General features: G+C 40.8%; 14 protein-coding genes. All 14 read right to left on the bottom strand.

Translation table 11 applies throughout. The features are described 5' to 3' along the window. Window positions 1-101: 101 nt before the first annotated feature. The 14 genes from rpoC to BQ5364_RS02650 all read right to left on the bottom strand — a co-directional run bounded on the left by rpoC (window position 102) and on the right by BQ5364_RS02650 (window position 20,201). The gene (gene rpoC / locus BQ5364_RS02720; RefSeq protein ID WP_004611865.1) at window positions 102-3,797 is read right to left on the bottom strand and encodes a DNA-directed RNA polymerase subunit beta'; all 3,696 of its coding nucleotides are present in this window, start codon (window positions 3,795-3,797) and stop codon (window positions 102-104) included. Window positions 3,798-3,811: 14 nt separating this feature from the next. Next, a complete protein-coding gene (gene rpoB / locus BQ5364_RS02715) occupies window positions 3,812-7,660 on the bottom strand; it encodes a DNA-directed RNA polymerase subunit beta (protein ID WP_022249834.1) in 3,849 nt (1,282 codons plus the stop codon). Between the two features lie 149 nt (window positions 7,661-7,809). Beyond that, window positions 7,810-8,499 (bottom strand): CpsD/CapB family tyrosine-protein kinase, encoded by a 690-nt coding sequence (locus BQ5364_RS02710; RefSeq protein ID WP_071143594.1) that lies wholly within the window; start codon window positions 8,497-8,499, stop codon window positions 7,810-7,812. A 16-nt stretch (window positions 8,500-8,515) separates the two neighbouring features. Beyond that, window positions 8,516-9,235, bottom strand: coding sequence for a CpsB/CapC family capsule biosynthesis tyrosine phosphatase (locus BQ5364_RS02705; RefSeq protein WP_083382644.1), 720 nt, complete (start codon window positions 9,233-9,235; stop codon window positions 8,516-8,518). Window positions 9,236-9,324: 89 nt separating this feature from the next. Beyond that, window positions 9,325-9,936 carry a hypothetical protein gene (locus BQ5364_RS02700; protein WP_071143593.1) on the bottom strand — a complete coding sequence of 204 codons (612 nt, stop codon included), beginning with the start codon at window positions 9,934-9,936 and terminating at the stop codon, window positions 9,325-9,327. Between the two features lie 56 nt (window positions 9,937-9,992). Further along, on the bottom strand, window positions 9,993-10,958 hold the full coding sequence (locus BQ5364_RS02695; protein ID WP_071143592.1) for an LCP family protein: 966 nt from the start codon (window positions 10,956-10,958) through the stop codon (window positions 9,993-9,995). Further along, window positions 10,951-11,694, bottom strand: a complete 744-nt coding sequence (srtB, locus tag BQ5364_RS02690) for a class B sortase (RefSeq protein ID WP_071143591.1) — start codon at window positions 11,692-11,694, stop codon at window positions 10,951-10,953. The genes BQ5364_RS02695 and srtB overlap by 8 nt, the downstream gene beginning before the upstream one ends. A gap of 76 nt (window positions 11,695-11,770) precedes the next feature. Next, window positions 11,771-12,484, bottom strand: coding sequence for a YveK family protein (locus BQ5364_RS02685; RefSeq protein WP_071143590.1), 714 nt, complete (start codon window positions 12,482-12,484; stop codon window positions 11,771-11,773). Between the two features lie 90 nt (window positions 12,485-12,574). After that, a complete protein-coding gene (locus tag BQ5364_RS02680; RefSeq protein ID WP_022249841.1) occupies window positions 12,575-13,132 on the bottom strand; it encodes a VanZ family protein in 558 nt (185 codons plus the stop codon). Then, on the bottom strand, window positions 13,129-15,897 hold the full coding sequence (locus tag BQ5364_RS02675; RefSeq protein WP_071143589.1) for an SIR2 family protein: 2,769 nt from the start codon (window positions 15,895-15,897) through the stop codon (window positions 13,129-13,131). Before BQ5364_RS02675 ends, BQ5364_RS02680 begins: the two co-directional genes overlap by 4 nt. Window positions 15,898-16,125: 228 nt before the next feature. Continuing rightward, entirely contained in the window at window positions 16,126-17,025 is a 900-nt protein-coding gene (locus tag BQ5364_RS02670) for an Rpn family recombination-promoting nuclease/putative transposase (RefSeq protein ID WP_071143588.1), read from the bottom strand. Between the two features lie 145 nt (window positions 17,026-17,170). Further along, a complete protein-coding gene (locus BQ5364_RS02665) occupies window positions 17,171-18,061 on the bottom strand; it encodes an Rpn family recombination-promoting nuclease/putative transposase (RefSeq protein ID WP_071143587.1) in 891 nt (296 codons plus the stop codon). Window positions 18,062-18,138: 77 nt separating this feature from the next. Continuing rightward, window positions 18,139-19,053 (bottom strand): acyltransferase family protein, encoded by a 915-nt coding sequence (locus tag BQ5364_RS02660; protein WP_071143586.1) that lies wholly within the window; start codon window positions 19,051-19,053, stop codon window positions 18,139-18,141. 125 nt (window positions 19,054-19,178) lie between these two features. Further along, window positions 19,179-20,201, bottom strand: coding sequence for an acyltransferase family protein (locus BQ5364_RS02650; RefSeq protein ID WP_071143584.1), 1,023 nt, complete (start codon window positions 20,199-20,201; stop codon window positions 19,179-19,181). Between the last annotated feature and the right edge of the window lie 225 nt (window positions 20,202-20,426).

Genomic DNA, 20,426 nt, shown 5'->3' with positions numbered 1-20,426 from the left:
CAGTTTTGTGTCATATGAAAATTCTCCCACCAAACTATGTTTCAACTCCTCTCACTCTTTCTAACTGTAAAAAGGAATGTGCAAAGCACATTCCTTTTTCTCTATTCCTGAACGGTCAGTTCTTCCGCATTCTCTTCTGTTATTTCTTCTGTAAATTCTTCCGAAGTTTCATCCACTGCAGTCTCTTCTACTACACCTTCTGTCAACTCTTCAAAATCTTCCAGTGTAATCTCATCATCCATCTCGAGTTCTGTATCTAATTTTACATCACGATACTTTCTCATACCTGTACCGGCTGGAATCAATTTACCGATAATTACATTTTCTTTCAGACCGATCAACGGATCGACTTTTCCTTTGATTGCTGCCTCTGTCAGAACTTTTGTCGTCTCCTGGAAGGACGCTGCTGACAAGAAAGAATTCGTAGCAAGAGAAGCTTTTGTAATACCAAGCATTACCTGTTCTCCAACTGCAGGTTCTTTTCCTTCTGCAATCAATCTTTCATTTGTATCTTCAAAATCAAGTGTATCTACCATTGTTCCCGGTAAGAAGTCAGAATCACCATTCTCTTCGATACGGATCTTCTTCAACATCTGACGAACAACAACTTCGATATGCTTATCGTTGATTTCTACACCCTGAAGACGATATACACGCTGTACTTCCTGAATCATGTAATCCTGCACAGCACGCAAACCTTTAATCTTCAAGATATCATGAGGGTTTACGCTACCTTCTGTAAGTTCATCTCCGGCACCTAATTCTGCTCCGTCCTGAACTTTGATTCTGGAACCGTATGGAATTAAGTAAGCTTTCGACTCACCTGTCTCATGATTTGTGACGATAATCTCACGTTTTTTCTTTGTGTCATTGATTGTAGCAGTTCCGCCGAACTCTGTGATAATTGCAAGTCCTTTTGGCTTTCTTGCCTCAAAAAGCTCTTCGACACGAGGAAGACCCTGTGTGATATCGCCACCGGCAACACCACCGGTATGGAATGTACGCATGGTCAACTGTGTACCCGGTTCACCGATTGACTGAGCTGCGATAATACCAACAGCTTCACCAACCTGGACAGGCTCACCTGTTGCCATGTTCGCACCATAACATTTCGCGCAGACACCGATGTGTGATTTACAAGAAAGAATCGTACGAATCTTCACTTCTGTAATCGGTCCACCGTCTTTGTTCACACCAAATTTCATTACCTGTTCTGCACGTTTTGGTGTTACCATATGGTTTGCTTTTACGATGATATTTCCATCTTTATCATAAATTGTCTCACATACATAACGTCCTGTGATACGTTCCTGTAAGCTTTCAATCTCTTCTTTTCCATCCATGAATGCTTTTACATACATTCCCGGAATCTCTGCCCCTTCTTCCACACAGTCAATCTCACGGATGATCAAATCCTGAGATACGTCAACAAGACGTCTTGTCAGGTATCCTGAATCGGCTGTACGAAGCGCTGTATCGGAAAGACCTTTACGAGCACCATGGGCAGACATGAAGTATTCGAGTACGTCAAGACCTTCACGGAAGTTAGACTTGATTGGCAACTCGATTGTACGACCTGTTGTATCTGCCATCAAACCACGCATACCAGCAAGCTGTTTGATCTGTTTGTCAGAACCACGGGCACCGGAGTCAGCCATCATAAAGATGTTGTTGTACTTATCCAGTCCGTCAAGCAGAGCTTTTGTAAGCGCATCATCGGTATTCTTCCATGTCTCAACAACTTCTTTGTAACGTTCTTCTTCTGTGATAAGACCACGTTTGAAGTTCTTTGTGATTCTGTCCACAGTATCCTGTGCTTCCTGAATCATCTGCGGTTTCTGAGGAGGCACTGTCATCTCAGAAATAGATACTGTCATCGCAGCTCTTGTAGAATATTTGTATCCTGTCGCTTTGATCTTATCCAACACTTCTGCTGTCACAGTTGCTCCATGTGTATTAATAACTTTTTCAAGAATCTGTTTGTTCTGTTTTTTACCTACAAGGAAATCAACTTCCAATAACAGTTCGTTGCCCGGAATGCTTCTGTCTACGAAACCTAAATCCTGAGGAATGATCTCGTTGAATAAGAAACGTCCAAGTGTAGATTCTACATTTCCTGTAAGTGTCTCGCCGTTTGGCATTGTCTTTGTCACACGTACTTTGATACGTGAATGAAGTGTGATAACTCCATTTTCATATGCAAGGATTGCTTCGTTCAAGTTCTTGAAGAACTTGCCTTCTCCTTTTACTCCCGGTCTTTCCTGTGTCAGATAGTAGATACCAAGAACCATATCCTGTGAAGGAACGGCTACCGGACCACCGTCAGACGGTTTCAGTAAGTTGTTCGGAGATAACAGTAAGAAACGGCACTCTGCCTGAGCTTCTACGGAAAGTGGAAGATGGACAGCCATCTGGTCGCCGTCGAAGTCGGCATTGTATGCAGTACATACAAGCGGGTGAAGCTTAATCGCCTTACCTTCTACCAGAATCGGTTCAAATGCCTGAATACCGAGTCTGTGGAGGGTAGGGGCACGGTTTAACATAACCGGATGCTCTTTGATAACATCTTCTAATACATCCCAAACTTCTGTCTGAAGTCTCTCTACCATTTTCTTTGCATTTTTAATATTATGAGCAGTACCATTTGCCACTAATTCTTTCATAACGAATGGTTTAAACAGCTCGATTGCCATCTCTTTCGGAAGACCACACTGGTAAATCTTAAGTTCCGGTCCTACTACGATAACGGAACGTCCTGAGTAGTCAACACGTTTTCCAAGTAAGTTCTGACGGAAACGTCCGGACTTACCTTTCAACATATCAGACAATGATTTTAACGCTCTGTTACCAGGTCCTGTTACCGGACGACCGCGACGACCATTGTCGATCAATGCATCAACAGCTTCCTGAAGCATTCTCTTTTCATTACGAACGATAATGTCCGGCGCTCCAAGCTCTAACAGTCTTCTCAGACGGTTATTTCTATTGATAATTCTTCTATACAGATCATTCAAGTCAGATGTTGCAAAACGTCCACCATCCAACTGTACCATCGGACGCAAATCCGGTGGGATGACCGGAATGACTGTCATGATCATCCATTCCGGTTTGTTTCCTGAACCACGGAAAGCTTCCACTACTTCAAGACGTTTTACGATTCTGGCTCTCTTTTGTCCTGTAGCACCTTTTAAGCCTGCCTGCAGTTCTTCATATTCTTTATCAAGATCAATTGCCTGTAAGAGTTCCTGAATGGATTCCGCTCCCATACCTACACGGAAAGCGCTTCCCCATTTTTCTCTTGCTTCCTGATACTCTTGCTCTGACAATACTTGTTTGTACTGTAAATCTGTCTCACCTTTGTCTAATACGATATAAGATGCAAAGTATAATACTTTTTCCAGTGTTCGCGGTGATAAATCAAGGATCAATCCCATACGGCTTGGGATTCCTTTGAAATACCAAATATGTGATACCGGCGCAGCAAGATCGATGTGTCCCATACGTTCACGACGAACACTTGCCTTTGTTACTTCAACACCACATCTGTCACACACAACACCTTTGTAGCGGATTTTTTTGTATTTACCACAGTGACATTCCCAGTCTTTGCTAGGTCCAAAGATCTTTTCACAGAAAAGTCCGTCCTTTTCCGGTTTTAAAGTTCTATAGTTGATTGTCTCTGGTTTTGTTACTTCGCCTCTTGACCATTCCAAGATTTTTTCAGGTGACGCCAAACCGATTTTGATCGCATCAAAAGTCATCGGCTGGTATGCTGGTTCATTATTTGTTACTGGCATTATTGGCAATCCTCCTATTCTTCGTCTAACATATCGTCAAAATCGATATCATCCGGTTCATCAAATTCATCTTCCTCTACATCCACAAGTTCCTCGCCTGCAAATTCCTGCTGACTGAAACCATGTTCTCCATAAGATTCATTCTCAGAATTGTATCTTCTGTCTCCTTCAATAATTGAATGTAAATCTGTTTCACCGTAATCGATTGTCTCCATAATCTCAACTTCTGTCTGATCTTCACGCAATACTCTCACGTCAAGTCCCAGTGACTGAAGTTCTTTCAGGAGTACCTTGAATGATTCCGGAATACCTGGTTCCGGTATATTGTCACCTTTGATGATTGCCTCGTATGTCTTCACACGACCAACAACATCATCGGATTTTACAGTTAAGATCTCCTGCAGTGTATATGATGCACCGTATGCTTCCAGTGCCCAAACTTCCATCTCTCCGAATCTCTGTCCACCGAACTGTGCCTTACCACCTAACGGCTGTTGTGTTACCAGTGAGTAAGGACCAGTAGAACGCGCATGGATCTTGTCGTCTACTAAGTGGTGCAGTTTCAGATAGTGCATGTGTCCAATTGTAACAGGGCTGTCAAAATACTCTCCCGTACGTCCATCACGGAGACGAACTTTACCGTCACGTGACAGCGGAACACCTTTCCACAATTTTCTGTGTTCTCTGTTGTCTGATAAATACTGTAATACTTCCGGAAGTAATTCTGCTCCATGTTTCTTTTCGAATTCTTCCCATTCAAGGTTTACATAGTCATTTGCCAGATCTAATGTATCCATAATATCGATCTCGTTCGCACCGTCAAATACCGGTGTTGCGATATTAAATCCAAGTGCTTTCGCTGCAAGACTCAAGTGAATCTCAAGCACCTGTCCGATGTTCATACGTGAAGGCACACCAAGCGGGTTCAACACGATATCAAGCGGACGTCCGTTTGGAAGGAACGGCATATCTTCTACCGGAAGTACACGGGAAACAACACCCTTGTTACCGTGACGACCAGCCATCTTATCACCTACAGAAATCTTTCTCTTCTGTGCGATATAGATGCGAACTGCCTGATTCACTCCAGGTGAAAGCTCATCTCCGTTCTCTCTTGTAAATACTTTTGCATCTACAACAATACCATATTCTCCGTGAGGTACTTTCAGGGAAGTATCTCTTACTTCTCTCGCCTTCTCACCAAAGATGGCACGAAGAAGTCTCTCTTCTGCTGTCAGCTCTGTCTCTCCCTTCGGAGTTACTTTACCAACTAAGATATCTCCGGCACGAACCTCGGCACCGATGCGGATGATACCTCTGTCATCCAGATCTTTCAATGCATCATCACCGACACCCGGAATATCACGTGTGATCTCTTCAGGTCCTAATTTCGTGTCACGTGCTTCTGCCTCATATTCTTCAATATGGATTGATGTATACACATCATCCTGTACTAATCTTTCACTCAGTAATACAGCATCCTCGTAGTTGTAACCTTCCCATGTCATGAAACCGATCAGCGGATTCTTACCAAGAGCCATTTCACCGTTAGATGTCGAAGGACCATCTGCGATCACCTGTCCGGCTTCTACTTTCTCCCCTTTGACAACGATTGGTCTCTGGTTGTAGCAGTTGCTCTGGTTACTACGTAAGAATTTTGTTAATTTATATGTTTTCTTTGTTCCATCATCATGTTTAACAACGATCTCTTTTGAAGTAGAACGCTCGATCACACCAGCCTGCTCTGCCACGATACATACACCAGAGTCTACTGCTGCTGTTGTCTCGATTCCCGTACCGACTACCGGAGCCTCTGTCATCATAAGCGGTACTGCCTGACGCTGCATGTTGGATCCCATAAGAGCACGAGTAGGGTCATCGTTCTCAAGGAAAGGAATCAATGCTGTCGCTACAGAGAATACCATCTTCGGAGATACGTCCATGTAGTCAAACGCTGTTCTTTCATATTCCTGTGTCTCTTCACGGTAACGACCCGCAACATTCTTATGAATGAAGTGTCCTTCTTCATCAAGCGGCTCATTCGCCTGTGCCACATGGTAGTTATCTTCTTCATCCGCTGTCATGTAGACTACTTCATCTGTTACGACAGGATTCTTCGGATCTGCTTTATCAATCTTACGGTATGGCGCTTCAATAAAACCATACTCATTAATTCTCGCATAAGTAGCCAGCGAGTTGATCAGACCGATGTTCGGACCTTCAGGGGTCTCAACCGGACACATTCTTCCATAGTGAGAATAGTGAACGTCACGCACCTCGAATCCGGCTCTGTCTCGCGAAAGACCACCTGGACCAAGTGCAGATAAACGTCTCTTATGTGTCAACTCACCAAGCGGGTTGTTCTGATCCATGAACTGTGACAACTGTGAAGAACCAAAGAATTCTTTTACAGCTGCTGTTACCGGCTTGATATTGATCAATGACTGTGGTGAAACTCCTTCTAAATCCTGAGTTGTCATTCTCTCACGAACCACTCTCTCTAATCTTGACAGACCGATTCTGTACTGGTTCTGAAGCAATTCGCCAACCGCACGGATACGTCTGTTACCTAAGTGGTCGATGTCATCATCTGTTCCCATTCCATATTCCAAATGGATATTGTAGTTAATAGAAGCTAAAATATCTTCTTTTGTAATATGTTTTGGAATCAATTCATGTATATTTTTATGGATCTCTTCTTTTAATTCGTCAATGTCCCCAGCTGTTTCTTCCAATAATCCAGCAAGTACCGGATAGTACACTGCCTCTGTTACGCCAACTTCTTCCGGATCGATATCTACAACTGCTCCTAAATCTACCATCATATTAGAAAGCACTTTGATATTACGTTCCTCACCGTCCACGTCAATCCATACATATGGAACAGCCGCATTCTGGATTGCTGTCGCTTTTTCTCTCGATAACTTCTCACCTTTTTCAGCAATCACTTCACCTGTGATGGCATTCACAACATCCTCTGCTAACACCTGGCCTGTGATACGGTTCTGAAGCGCTAACTTCTTATTGAATTTGTAACGTCCTACTTTTGCAAGATCATAACGTCTTGCATCAAAGAACATACTTGTGATAAGACTCTCTGCACTGTCCACTGCAAGAGGCTCACCCGGACGAATCTTTTTGTACAACTCTAACAGACCTTCCTGATAATTCTCAGCAACGTCCTTTCCAAAGCTTGCTAAAATCTTAGGTTCCTCACCGAATAATTCTAAGATCTCTGGATTTGTTCCGATACCAAGTGCACGAATCAACACTGTAATCGGTACTTTTCTTGTTCTATCAACACGAACGTAAAACACGTCATTCGAATCTGTCTCATACTCCAGCCATGCACCACGGTTCGGGATTACTGTAGAAGAATATAATTCTTTTCCCACCTTATCATGTGCAATCGCATAGTAAATTCCAGGAGAACGAACTAACTGGCTTACGATAACACGCTCGGCACCATTGATAACAAAAGTACCTGTCGCTGTCATAAGCGGAAGATCTCCCATGAAAATCTCGTGCTCGTTAATTTCATCTGTTTCTTTATTATAAAGTCTTACTCTCACTTTCAAAGGTGCCGCGTAAGTCGCATCACGCTCTTTGCATTCTTCAATCGTGTACTTTACATCATCTTCGCATAGTGTAAAATCTACGAACTCAAGGCTCAGATGACCGCTGTAGTCAGAGATTGGCGAAATATCTTCAAATACTTCTTTTAATCCGGCGTCCAAAAACCACTGATAAGAATCTTTCTGAACTTCAATTAAATTCGGCATCTGCAATACTTCTTTTTGCCTTGCATAGCTCATACGCGAACTTTTTCCGTTTGTGATGGGACGAATTCTGTTTTTCTCCATTGACGTTTCACTCCTCGTATATATATTTTTCTGGGTTACATTGCATTCAATAGTCCATACTACTCCACAATAGTGCATCTTTAACCCTATCATAAAAAAACAGGCTTGTCAATCATTTTTTTCAAAAAAAATAAAGCGGAAAATCCGCCTTACTTTTTTTCTTCAATTGTGCCATAATACTTGCCGTATTTGCCACTATAGTATCCATATCCTTTTCTATCCACTTTATTCAACACAACTCCCAAAATGTTGCATCCACTGCCTTCCATTTTCTTCTTCACATCTTGAATCTGTCTGTACTTCACTTTTCCAGCTTCCACAACGATCACTGCTCCATCACATTCCTTCGCAACAATCGCACCATCAATAACAAGTCCAAGCGGCGCCGTATCTAAAATAATATAGTCATAGACATCTTTCAGCGATTCTATCATCTTATGAAAACGCTCTCCTGATAGCAATTCCGTCGGATTCGGAGTCGCCGGTCCCGCAATGGCAACATGCAGTTTCGAAACATTCGTTGCACAAATCACATCTGCAAGCTGACACTGTCCCGACAGAAAATGAGACATACCATACTTCACATTCTCCATCTCATATCTTGTAATCATCACTGATTTTCTCAAATCCAAATCTATCAATAAAACTTTCTTATTTAACTTGGCAAGAGAACGTGCAAGATTCATAGAAGTCTCTGTCTTACCTTCTCCCGGAATGGTACTTGTCACTACAATTACTTTCTTATCCACACCACAAAACAGCAAGTTCGTTCTAAGCGTCTTCAGTTCCTCTTCTGTTGTATAATCCATTTCTTCTACATTAATATTTACTTTATTCATTCTCTCTCTCCTGTTTTCATGACTTTTTCAGCAGTGCTTGCGGATTGCCGAAAAATAACTCCTGTGCATATTTCTCTCCCATCTTTTTGACCACATAGGAACGACACAATTCTAAATTAGGTGCTCTCCTCTGACTGTCGTGCGCATCACTTCCTATAAAATGGATCTGTTCATTCTTAAGTAACCTTCTGGAAATCATCTTTAGTTTCCAGCCCTGCTCTCCCAAAAGTGCTCCCGCATCCACCTGTATCCATGCTCCGAGTTCGATCAACTCCTCAACTAACGCCTTCTTATCCACCACAGCACGATACCTTTCTACATGTGCGATAATAGGCCTAAATCCTGCTTTCACCAACTCGTAAATCCAGTTTCTGATCTGCACGAAGTTGTGCCTTGATGAAAATTCCACCAGCACAAACTTTCCTCCATTCATCCTGAATCTTTTATTTTCCGTAAACTCTTTTACCATCTCAGAATTCGCATGATACTCGCACCCTAAGTGCACCTTCATATCAATTCCGAGCGTTTCTATCTCTCGCCTGACATAGTCCGCTCTTTTTTTTACAAGTTGCTCAGTTGGCTCAAACATCCCTTTCCGATAATGCGGTGTCATCACAATGTGTCTCACACCACTTTTATACTCCATCAAAAGCAACTCTCTTACATCTTTTTTTGTTCTAGCACCATCATCTACCCCAGGTATGATATGACAGTGCATATCAATCATCTCTGGCATAACCCTTCTCCCACAATTCAGAAAAATCTCTTCTTCCTAGGCCGCCCTAACAAGAAGAGATTCTCAACTCTATACCACTCTTAACAAAACTATTTTACAAATGCTTTCTTTCTCAGCACTGCTGCCCCAAGCACTGCCACGATTACCACAGCGCCAACTGCTGGAACTGCTGTATTCTCTCCTGTCTCCGGTGATGTCACAGCTGATGAAGAAGTATTCTTATCAACTACAAATGCAACCGGTGATAACGAATCGAAAGTTGCTGTGATTGTTCCATTACCCGCTTTAGAAGGCTCCACCTGCCAAGCACCATCTACATAATGAAGTACTGCTACTTTTGTTGTAGACAAAACACCAGGTACTTTGAATGTAATTGTTAATGGAAATTCCACTAAACTTGCATCCCCAACAATTACTACATCACGCACATCAATCACTTCCATACCATCAACATATGCGCTTCCAAGAACTGCTTTTAAAGCGGATACATCTTTGATCTCTTCTGCCAAATGCTTATATTCTTCCGGAAGTGCCTGCACATCTATCTCTACTGATCTACCATTCTTATCTACTGCCTGTAGTGCCTCTGTCACAATTCCATCTGTCGAAGGACTGTCTGCTGCGACTGCCTGAAAGCCCATCATTAAAACAAGTGACATTGCTATGATTGCTCCAAATATTTTCTTTTTAAATATCTTCATGTTAATTTCCCTCCATCATATTATCGTTTTCGAACTTACACAATTACAGTATAGCATCATTCTACCGGTTTGTAAAATAGTTTTATCACTAAATCCCGCAATTTTTCATTGTCCACAATGAACTCATCATGCTCTTCTCCCTGTTTTACTTCCCCTGGAACTTTTTCAATCGTCTCCTTCATCTCATAGGATTTCATCCGTTCCATCTCGTCTACTGATAAATCCATTGTAATATATTCCTTAGCTCCTTCCAGCAGTTGGCGATACCAGCCTGTATCCTTCCCCTGCATCTGTCTTGCTAACGCTTCCATAAATTGCGCCTGTCGCTCCATACGCTGTGTATTGCTGCCAGATACATTCACATCCCTGTATCTGACATATTTCTCAGCCTGTTCTCCTGCAAGCACAATGGTCTCCCCAGCTTTGAACGCCGGATCAATATCCGTGTAATCCTCCGGAACTGTAAGCGTCACTCCTCCCATCAGATTTGTTATGTCAGCAATTCCATCCACACCCAGCGCCAAATACGAATCAATCGGGATCTCATACAGCAGCTCCGAAACAGACGTCATCATCATACGGCAGCTCTTCTTCTTGCCATCGCCATAAGCATATTGGAGTGAAATCTGTCCTCGCTCTGTGGAGAGATATTCTCCATTCATATCATATATATCAATGTCTGTCATGGCATCTCGCGGAATCTGCAGCAATGTCGTCGTCTTATTCTCCCGATCCATGCTCAAAAGAATCAGCGTGTCCGCCTGTCCACCTTGTCCAACCTCTGTCTCTGTCATCTCCTGAGATTTGTCCACACCTATAAAAAGCATGTTCTTCAAATGATAATTATACTCATATCGTTTTCCTTTATACGTAATATAAGACTCACCTTCATACTCTTCTGTATTTTCCTTTGCAGTCTCCTTTGCCGCATATTTTTTCCAAATGCCATATCCAAAAAGTCCAACAAGCAAAACCACTGCTATCACTATCATAATCGCTATTATCTTTTTACGCTTACTCATCAATCTCTACCGCCTCCACAAGAAAACGTTTATCCGGCTGCCCACCAATACAGGTGCTCAGTGTGATAATATGGCTGTTCTCATCCACTTCCACTCCGCTTCGGAACTGATTCTTCAAGCTGCGCGATTCACTGAGTGATTCCAGAAATGCTTTTCTGTCACTGATGTTATTATTATCGAAACTGTACATCAAATGCCGATCATCATAGACGACCGCCGCAAAAATCCGATACGTCTTGCACTCATTCTCCGTATAAATCGTAACCGTATCATGCTGTTCAAAAAAATCAGCATCTTCAAATTTGTGTAAATCTTTGAACATGGAACCGTCTTTCATATCATGTCCATATATCACTGTATTAAAATCAGAAAAGTCTTTTGCATTCACTTTTTCTGTGTAAATTGATCCCGGATAGCCTTCCTGACCGTCGATTGTGTGGTTCAGGTAATACGAATCATCGTCCGCACTTTGAACAATCGGATAATTCACATTCGTATCTGGAATCTCAATCCATGCATAAATATCCGGGTTGGTCTCTTTCAATGACGCAAAATCAATTGGAATCTCATCCTCTGCGTCTTCTTCCTGTTTTTTTTCTTCCACTTGCTTTTGTACTTTCTGATACACATCCTCGTTCTTGTCTTTTCTAAAATAGTAGATGGCAATATATGCAACTCCCAAGACACAAACCACAATGCACAGCCAGAACAGTATTTTCCCTACTCTTTTTTTCATTCATATACTCCCTTCTGAAGACATATTTAAAATCCATATACCTTCCCTCGGAAAAGTATATGGATCCCATAATTCTTTAACTAACTCTTTTTCTTCTCTTTTTACGTCTCTCAGGAAATGCCGCTAATGTGTTCACACCTAAATACTTCCTCACATCATCTTCATCCTTCACTGTATCATCCAACATATAGAGTAAGACAATCGCTGCAATGGCTAAAGCCACTCCAATCAGTCCACCCATCATAATATTTTTACTTAGGTTCGGTCTTACAGGCGCCACCGGCTTCACTGCGCTTTCCATCAGATTCGGTTGATCTGTATCCATGACTTTCGCCACCTGCTTTGCAACTACATCCGCCATCGTATTGGCAATATCCTTTGCCAGTTGTGCATCTTCATTCGTCGCTGTCACTTTCAGCATATGCGATCCCGTCGGATTCTCAATGACAACACTTCCTGCAAGCATCTCAGAAGTCACACCATCTCCAACCTTCTCAGCTGCCTCTTCCAATACCGGACGGCTCTTCGCCAAAAGTAAAAAATCCGCTGTCAACTGCTCACTCAAAGACAGACTGATTCCGCTCCCAGATACATTCGTCGTACTTGATAAAATATAAATTGTCGAGGAAGCCGAATACTGTGGTGTCACAAAAAATTTTGTATATACACCAAGAGCTCCTGCTCCGATAATACCGCATAATACAATCAGCCACCATTTTCTCAACATAACATGTATTATTTCCAGTAAATCAATCTGCCCCTCTTCTTGATTCTCATATTGTTCCTGCATACTATCTCCTCATATGTTCATATTAATCGTTTCTTATTCATTCTAGCACAAAAAACTTTTCAATACAATATGGTAAATTCCAAGGAAAAATCACTTCTTCCTGCGCTTTTTCAGCCATGTTGCAAAATAATAAGCCCCAAAACCAATTTCCGCTCCCAGTACATTTCCAAGCATATCATCCACCTCGAACATCCCTATGTGCATCACACCTTGAGTCGTTTCGATCAAAATCGAAATCATAAACGCGGTTAAAACAACTTCTTTATTTTTTTCAAAATGTTTGAAACACAGTGGCAGCATCGCTCCTAACAACACAAACATCAAAACATTCATAATAATTTGAAGCTGTATTTCCACATTCCCTTGTCCAAATGCCTTCACATAAGACTCAAACGGCAAAAAACTTACTTTACGTTCCCCTCCGGGACTTCTTCCGTATAATGTCATGACAAAAATAAATCCAACTTCCAAAGATAGGAGCAAACCACATATTAGTGATTTGCACGGCTTATCATCATATCTTGTATATCCCTTTTTCATCAGCAGCCAAAAAATTCCTTCCAGCAACAGACCTATGACAAGAATGGGAATCACGCGTTGTATATTGAGTCTTATATATGCCTGCGCATAAATCAGCAATTCTTTCATACGTCTATCTTCTCCTTTACATGAGCAGGCAGATCAATATTTTCTATTGCAAACACCTTCATCTCTTCAAGCTTCTCTGATGAAATCATATTCTCCCGCAGCTTATCTTCAAGCGACAGCAGTAAAAATACAAGTGCTTTTTCTCTCTTTCCTACAACTTCTTCCCGATTCCACCACTCAATCGCACCGTCCAGATTCTCCTCTATCTTCCGAATCTCACATTGCGCATTTCCCCAATCGCCCTGCTCCACAAGCGTCAGCGCCTTATTGATGTGATATATCGCATCTCCCATCATCCAGTCAATTCGCTCCAAAACATCTAAGACAGATATGTTTAGTTCCGAACCCTCTCCTCTGCGCGCCACAAAACAGATATTGAGCAGTGCGGGATTGTATTTTCCCTCAAATATCTGGTCAAAACACTCTGACGCTTCAAAAAGCAGGTCTTTACAGACATCTTTTTCTAGATGAATATAGGCTTCCACCGCCTCATGTATTTTATCTGCAGCCTGCTTATACTCTCTGTACTTTTCGTGTTCTTCCAAATATTTTTCATATTCTCTCTGGTCTAGTTCACTCACATAACTTTCATTAAAATAAATCCATTCTTCATACAATTTACTTTTCTCGCATACTCGAGTCGCTTTTTTGCAGATTTCCTGCTTGTCATATAAATTCTCTACGTGGGCAACATAAATTTGCAGCATCCTTACGACATTCTTTACAATCAGCGGACAGCCTCCCTCTTTCTCACATAGTTGTATCGCATATTCTATATATTTGCGGTCCACATGCTCTTTTAACTTCAAACGTTCACAGACAACTGTAATCACCAAATGTGCATAGTCCAAACATCCTCTGCAATTTTGAATTTCTTCCATATCATATTCTTGAACAGTCTCCGAGGCAATTTTGATTCTATTTCCGGTGTCTGTTTCTTCATCAGCCTGTATCCTGTATACCCTAATCAATAAGTGTGAAGGTAAGTTTTTCTCTCTTATCTGTGAAATGACATCTTCTATTGCAAATCCACCATCCGCCTTCTCCTCATAGATTTCAATAAGAATAGCATAAAAATATTCTAAAATTTTCTCATTTTCCGCATACATTGCCCGGATAGTACACAGCAAATTCTTATGTTCCTCCGTCAGTGTTCCCTGTAGCTTTATCTGCCAATAGACTGCATTTAATACTAATCTCGCGATTTTTTCATTGCCCAGCTCTCGACTTCCGGATGTAACAACTTCATTTAAAAGATTTTTTTGCTCCTCGCCATCGACCAATTCTGACTTTGCCCCCAAAATAAGAAGTCGCTGCTCTTCCAGACAAGCAATTCCAAGCATCTTGTCAAATACATGTATGAGTTTTTCTTTCCCAAAATCTTTTCCGGGGTATGGCATCGCCCCCAAAATCTTTTTCAAATATTTTGCCATCTCTTCTTCCGAAATATCTTTTTTCTTTGCAGTAAGTAAATTCAAAACCACATCCAAAAACGCAAGCTGATCACTCATATCTTCAATTCTATTTTGACTTGGAACCATTGGCATAATCACGCCCGAAAGAATATGTTCCAAATCATCTGTAGGAATAAACATATAGTCCATCTTTTTCAAAATACTTGTTGTACCTACAATATCTTTTCTAGCAGCCGACTCATCCAACAAAATAATATTTTTTTCAATATCCCCCAAGTGCTCCTCTACATAATCCAAACGGCGCTTCCATGACTTTGTCGGGAAAATTTCTATCTTCTCAGGTAAAAATCCATCAATCAAGTCGATATAATATTGAATCGGATTGCTGAACAAGTTCGGGGATTTAAAACCAAATCGAGCGATAAGCGCCGACAGAACATCCTCAGCCGGTAGCGCTATATCTTCCGCTTTATCGTCTATTCTGTTTTCAATCTCACTTCGCATATCCATTTTCTTCTCCGGCAAAACAAACACAACCTCTTCGTTCTCCTTAAGCCACTCCGGAAGTTTTTCATAATCTTTTCCCGAATAACAAAACCAGATCAATTTATAGGGCAGCGCCGCATATTCCAAACGCTCTTTGAGTTTTGACATGATCACATCATCTTCCCAACCACTATATCCGATGACAATCGGTGACTTTGTTTTCAAAAACTCTTCAATCGTTCCCGCTGTTGTTTTGATTCCCTGTCCCTGCGCAATTTTCGCAATCTCACTCTCCAAATTGCAGCAATCATAAAATTCGTACGTTCCGTGGACATGCATAATCTGAACTGTTTTTGAATTTGCATTCAAGGCAATATTGTCCAACATATTATTCGCCGAAAACACATCATAGTTTCCAAGCAAATTCAGACTTTTGAGCAGATGATTATCAAAATTCGGTGTGATTGCCGTCGTCGCAATCGTCTTTATGTTCAAAATTTGCGCTAGCAAAAGATTGCTCATGGAAATTCTGGAATTATTCATAATACTTTTTAAATACTGCTGCCTGTGAATTTTATTTTTGTATGCCTGCTCAAACCAATAAGAATAATATTTCGCGCTATTTTCTCCCAGTCTCTCTGCCGTATCGCATATCCTTTGCAGCTTTTCTTCGTCTCCCTGACACAACTGTTCCACTTTCTTTTTACATTGGTCGATAATGCCATTCGCAGTCAAGATTTCCGGTGCTGAAATCCCCGCTCCCACAATAAACAGATATGGGCAGCCCGATTCCATCTCCCGCCCTATCTCCACCGTCTCCCATATTAAATTGATCGCCTCTCGTAAACTAAGTATTTTTCCCATTTGGATTTTCCTTCTCTCTTCGTACATTCCAAAACTGTTCTATAAAAATAATTTTAGCAAATTCTTCCTCATATAACCAGCCTTATTTTTATTCTAACCACTATAGAATTCCTCTGTCTTTTCTCTGAATATTTGCCTGAATTGGCATTGACTTGTTTCTTCCAAGCAGCTTCGACCAGAATGGCTTAAGCTGCTTAAGATTTGATCCGGCTTAACCGAAAATAGATTTTACAATGAAATTTTCTCTTCAAACTCTTCCAACGATTTTGATTGAAATGCCAGCTGTGTCCATTGCTTCAACACTTCAAAGTCTTCTTCCTTCTCAATGCGCTCACACAGCGACTCCTGAACCGTTCCAAGATTTTTCAAATACAAAAGTAATGTGCTTTTCGCATTTTCAAGTCGTAATGCAAGACCTTCTGCACGTCCTTCTGCAATGCCCTCTGCGCGTCCTTCTGCGCGTTCGTCTCTCAACATCTCTTCAAAAATCATAAAGCGTTCCTCCATCTCCCGGTTTGATTTGACCTCGTGAATAAATTTCTGAAGTCTCTCCACATATGAATCGTGGAATTCTCTCTCACTTCCATCAACATCCTCCCGTATGTAATGCAGAAGTGTTACCAGTTCTTTCGGAACCTCGCTTTCATTCTTTCCATGCGTATTTAAAAATACAACGGTTCTTCCATCCTCAAACTCCGCTTCGGCAGACTCTTCGCATTTCATCCGCAAAGTATAACGATATTTCCCTTCTCCAATAGGATCAAAATCGCAAATGAATATCACATATGTATTCGGAAGTTCCGCATAATCCTCTCCTGCCAGTAACATCTCCATGTCCATCTGGCTTTGGTAATAACGACTCCGCTTTCCAAGTGCCGGCTTTTTCTGTACCTGCATCTCTACATTATAGCGAGTCTGATTTTCATCTTTCGCATACACATCGAGCCGTACGCCTTTGTACTCCGGATGATAAACAATGCTCTTTTCTTTGCTGATTTCCACATGATCGATTGGAATCTGCAACACTCTCTCCAAAAGTCCCTTGCAGTTGTCCTCATCCATCATCACTGCACCAAACATGAAATTATCTTTGATTGTGAGTTCCTTCAACTGTTTTTTTCTTCTCATATGACTCCTCCATACTCAGAGGAATTCTATGAGATGATTGTAGCAGATTGGAACTTAGATAACTAGCTTTAATTTTATTTCTTTCAAAAAAATTATAATAGCTAAAGCTGCTTACGATTAGAGCCGGCTTAACCGGAAATAGATTTTACAATGAAATTTTTTCTTCAAACTCTTCTAAAGATTTCGATTGGAACGCAATCTGCGTCCATCTCTTCAACACTTCCAGCTCTTGTTGGCTTTGAATCCGATCAGAAAGCGCTTTCGAAACTGTTCCAAGATTTTTCAAATACAAAAGTAATGTTTCTTTACTTTCTTCCGTACGTCCTTCTACACGTCCTTCTGCAATGCCCTCTGCGCGTCCTTCCGCACGTTCATCTCTCAACATCTCTTCAAAAACCATAAAGCGTTCCTCCATCTCTCGGTTTGATTTGACTTCACGAATAAATTTCTGAAGCCTCTCCACATATGAATCATGGTATTCTCTCTCACTTCCATCAACATCTTCTCGTATGTAATGCAGAAGTGTTACCAGTTCTTTCGGAACCTCGCTTTCATTCTCTCCATGCGTATTTAAAAATACGACGGTTCTCCCATCCTCTAAATTCATCTCCGGCAGTTCCTCGCATTTTGCCCGAAAGGTATAACGATATTTGTTTTCTCCTATCGGATCAAAATCACAGATGAAGATGACGTAAGTATTCGGAAGTTCCGCGTAATCCTCTCCCGCCAGCAGCATTTCCATGTCCATCTGGCTTTGGTAATAACGACTTCGTTTCCCAAGATCCGGCTTTTTCTGCACCTGCATCTCTACATTGTAGCGTGTCTGATTTTCATCTTTCGCATACACATCAAGCCGTACGCCTTTGTACTCCGGATGATAGACAATACTCTTTTCTCTGCTGATTTCTACATGGTCGATTGGAATCTGCAATACTCGCTCCAAAAGCCCCTTGCAGTTCTCCTCGTCCATCATCACTGCGCCAAACATGAAATTATCTTTGATCGTGAGTTCCTTTAACTGTTTTTTTCTTCCCATATGACTCCTCCATATGCAGAGGAATTCTATGAGATGATTATAGCAGATTCACTTCCACATAGCCATCCTAATTTTCACTAATTACAGTTCCCTAATTTCTTTTGCACCACTCCGGAAATTAAATTCAACACCACAGCTACCGCACACACTACTACCGTTGTAATTACTATATTCAGTACGAAATTAGATGTCAGATGCATAAGTGAAATCGGTCCCACGACAAACATATAATGACACAAGTATATCTCAAAGCTAATTTTACAAAATCCTTTACACAACTTTCCCGCTTTTAAATTCTTAAATACAAATGAGCAAATTACAAAAATCGCAAATGCAGCTATGTATTGCGTATAAGGAACAGCAATCCTCTCATACCAAATTGTCCCATCTGCAATTATCTCCACACTAAATCGTGCCACAAAGCTAACTATCATGATTCCAAATGATATCACAGCTTTTCGCAACGTCGTATCATTCCCTTTATATTTTCTTCCCATAAAGTAAGCTAATACATAAAAGCAAATCGGATCCAACAACGTATAAACGGATGGATTTGGAACAAATGCTAAAACAATCGGCAGTAATCCTAAAAAGCCCCATCCTTTTTTCCATTCCCACTTTGCTATGAACGGAGTTACACAGTAGCATAGCAAAATCGCTGTTATAAACCATGTATGATCCGCACCTAAAACGCCTACTTTTGCTCCTTGAAGCCCCAAAAAGCAAGTCAATAAATTTCCAATATTAAAATTTAGATCCAAAACAATGTAAGCCAGCATGAGAAAAATCAAAAACATCCAAAGCGGTACATAAATCCGCTTCAAACGCTTTTTGCACCAATTAAATCTATCCTTAATCTCTCCTTGTAACCCAAAACAAAATCCAGAGATAATAAAAAATATATTGACTCCTATGTTAAAAAGTTGCGCAGACATTTGTATATAAGCATTTGCACTTTCTTGAACATAATGACATAACAATATAGAAATCACTGCAAGCGCTCTTAACCATGTTACAAAGTCTGTCTGTCTGTCTGTCTGTCTGTCTGTCTGTCTGTCTGTCTGTCTGTCTGTCTGTTAAAATTATACCTCTCATTTCCCATCTTTCAACTCCATTATTATATTTTTCCTCTTGTAACCAAATTATATACCCAATCCACCACATATGATGCCGCCAGCGACAGTACCACAAGTGTCAACATAATCACGAACACGTTTCTCGAACAAAATACAAGTGTCGGTGTAAATATCATATAAAACTGCATATGTGTCAACCACATGTTGGTAGAATGTTTTCCGAAAAACAGCAGAATCTTCTCGCCGAGCTTCCCCCAGTTGTACGTTCCAAACAGAACAATCAATACAACCGCCGAAAATGGTGCAAATATCATGTGACGTAAAATTGCTCTTACCGCAATTACAATACTCAAAAATACCCACGGCAATATCGGATTGCTTCTGATTTTTGAGAGTAATTTGGAACGATCGAGCATATTTTCTTTTGCGAAAATCATTCCTATTACAAACGAAAACTGTGACCGAAGAAGAAGCATACACGCATTGACAAACAATCTGACTGCCTCAACTTCTATTTTCCCTAAAACAACATACTCAATTCCAAACGCCACAACATAAAGGACGAATGAAATCGGCAGCACAATCCAGTATGAGCGCTTCTTAATCAGCTTAAACAATATACCTGACAGCAATGCCAATATCGTGTATGTTTGCACGAACCAAAATGCGCCTACATAACTACTCTTGACTAGACAGGCATTTAAAATAAAATTCAAAACACTTCCCGGAAATCTATCTCTCATTCCAAGTGCAAATCCCACACAACATGTCAAAACCATGATAATCCAAAAACGAATCAAAAGCTTCAAAACCCGGTGCGCTCTCTTTTTCATATTGCTTCCACTGTCTTCACTAATATAAAGTCCATACCCACTGCAAAACAGATAAATCGGAACACACGCATCAAATATATACGAAATGTGTGTTAGTAGAGATACCCCCCCTAGGTATATTTTTACATCGTAATAATTTGAAATATCACTTCTGTTAAATAAATGGAGTCCTAACATAAACAAAATTGCTATTCCTTGCAAACGTTTTGTTTCACTTCTCTTCAGTTTCATCTCATTCCTCACTCTTAATAATTAATCGAATTCTTTCATTCGTTTCTCAAAAGCAACTACATACTTACTTTCCGTAATCTTTGCTATTGCTATATTCTCTATTCCTCCAAATAACTTTTTCCTTACAAATTCCAAACACATAGCTAAAACGTAAACGCCCTATAGTGAGTGCGTAGACAAGCCACTAAACATTTGAGACAATGTCTCTACCAAGTATAAAAAGTT

This window comes from Coprococcus phoceensis (genome assembly GCF_900104635.1).
Taxonomy (GTDB): domain Bacteria; phylum Bacillota; class Clostridia; order Lachnospirales; family Lachnospiraceae; genus Faecalimonas; species Faecalimonas phoceensis.
The sequence above is the reverse complement of the archived record's forward strand: the minus strand, read 5'-3'. Positions and strand labels throughout refer to the sequence as shown.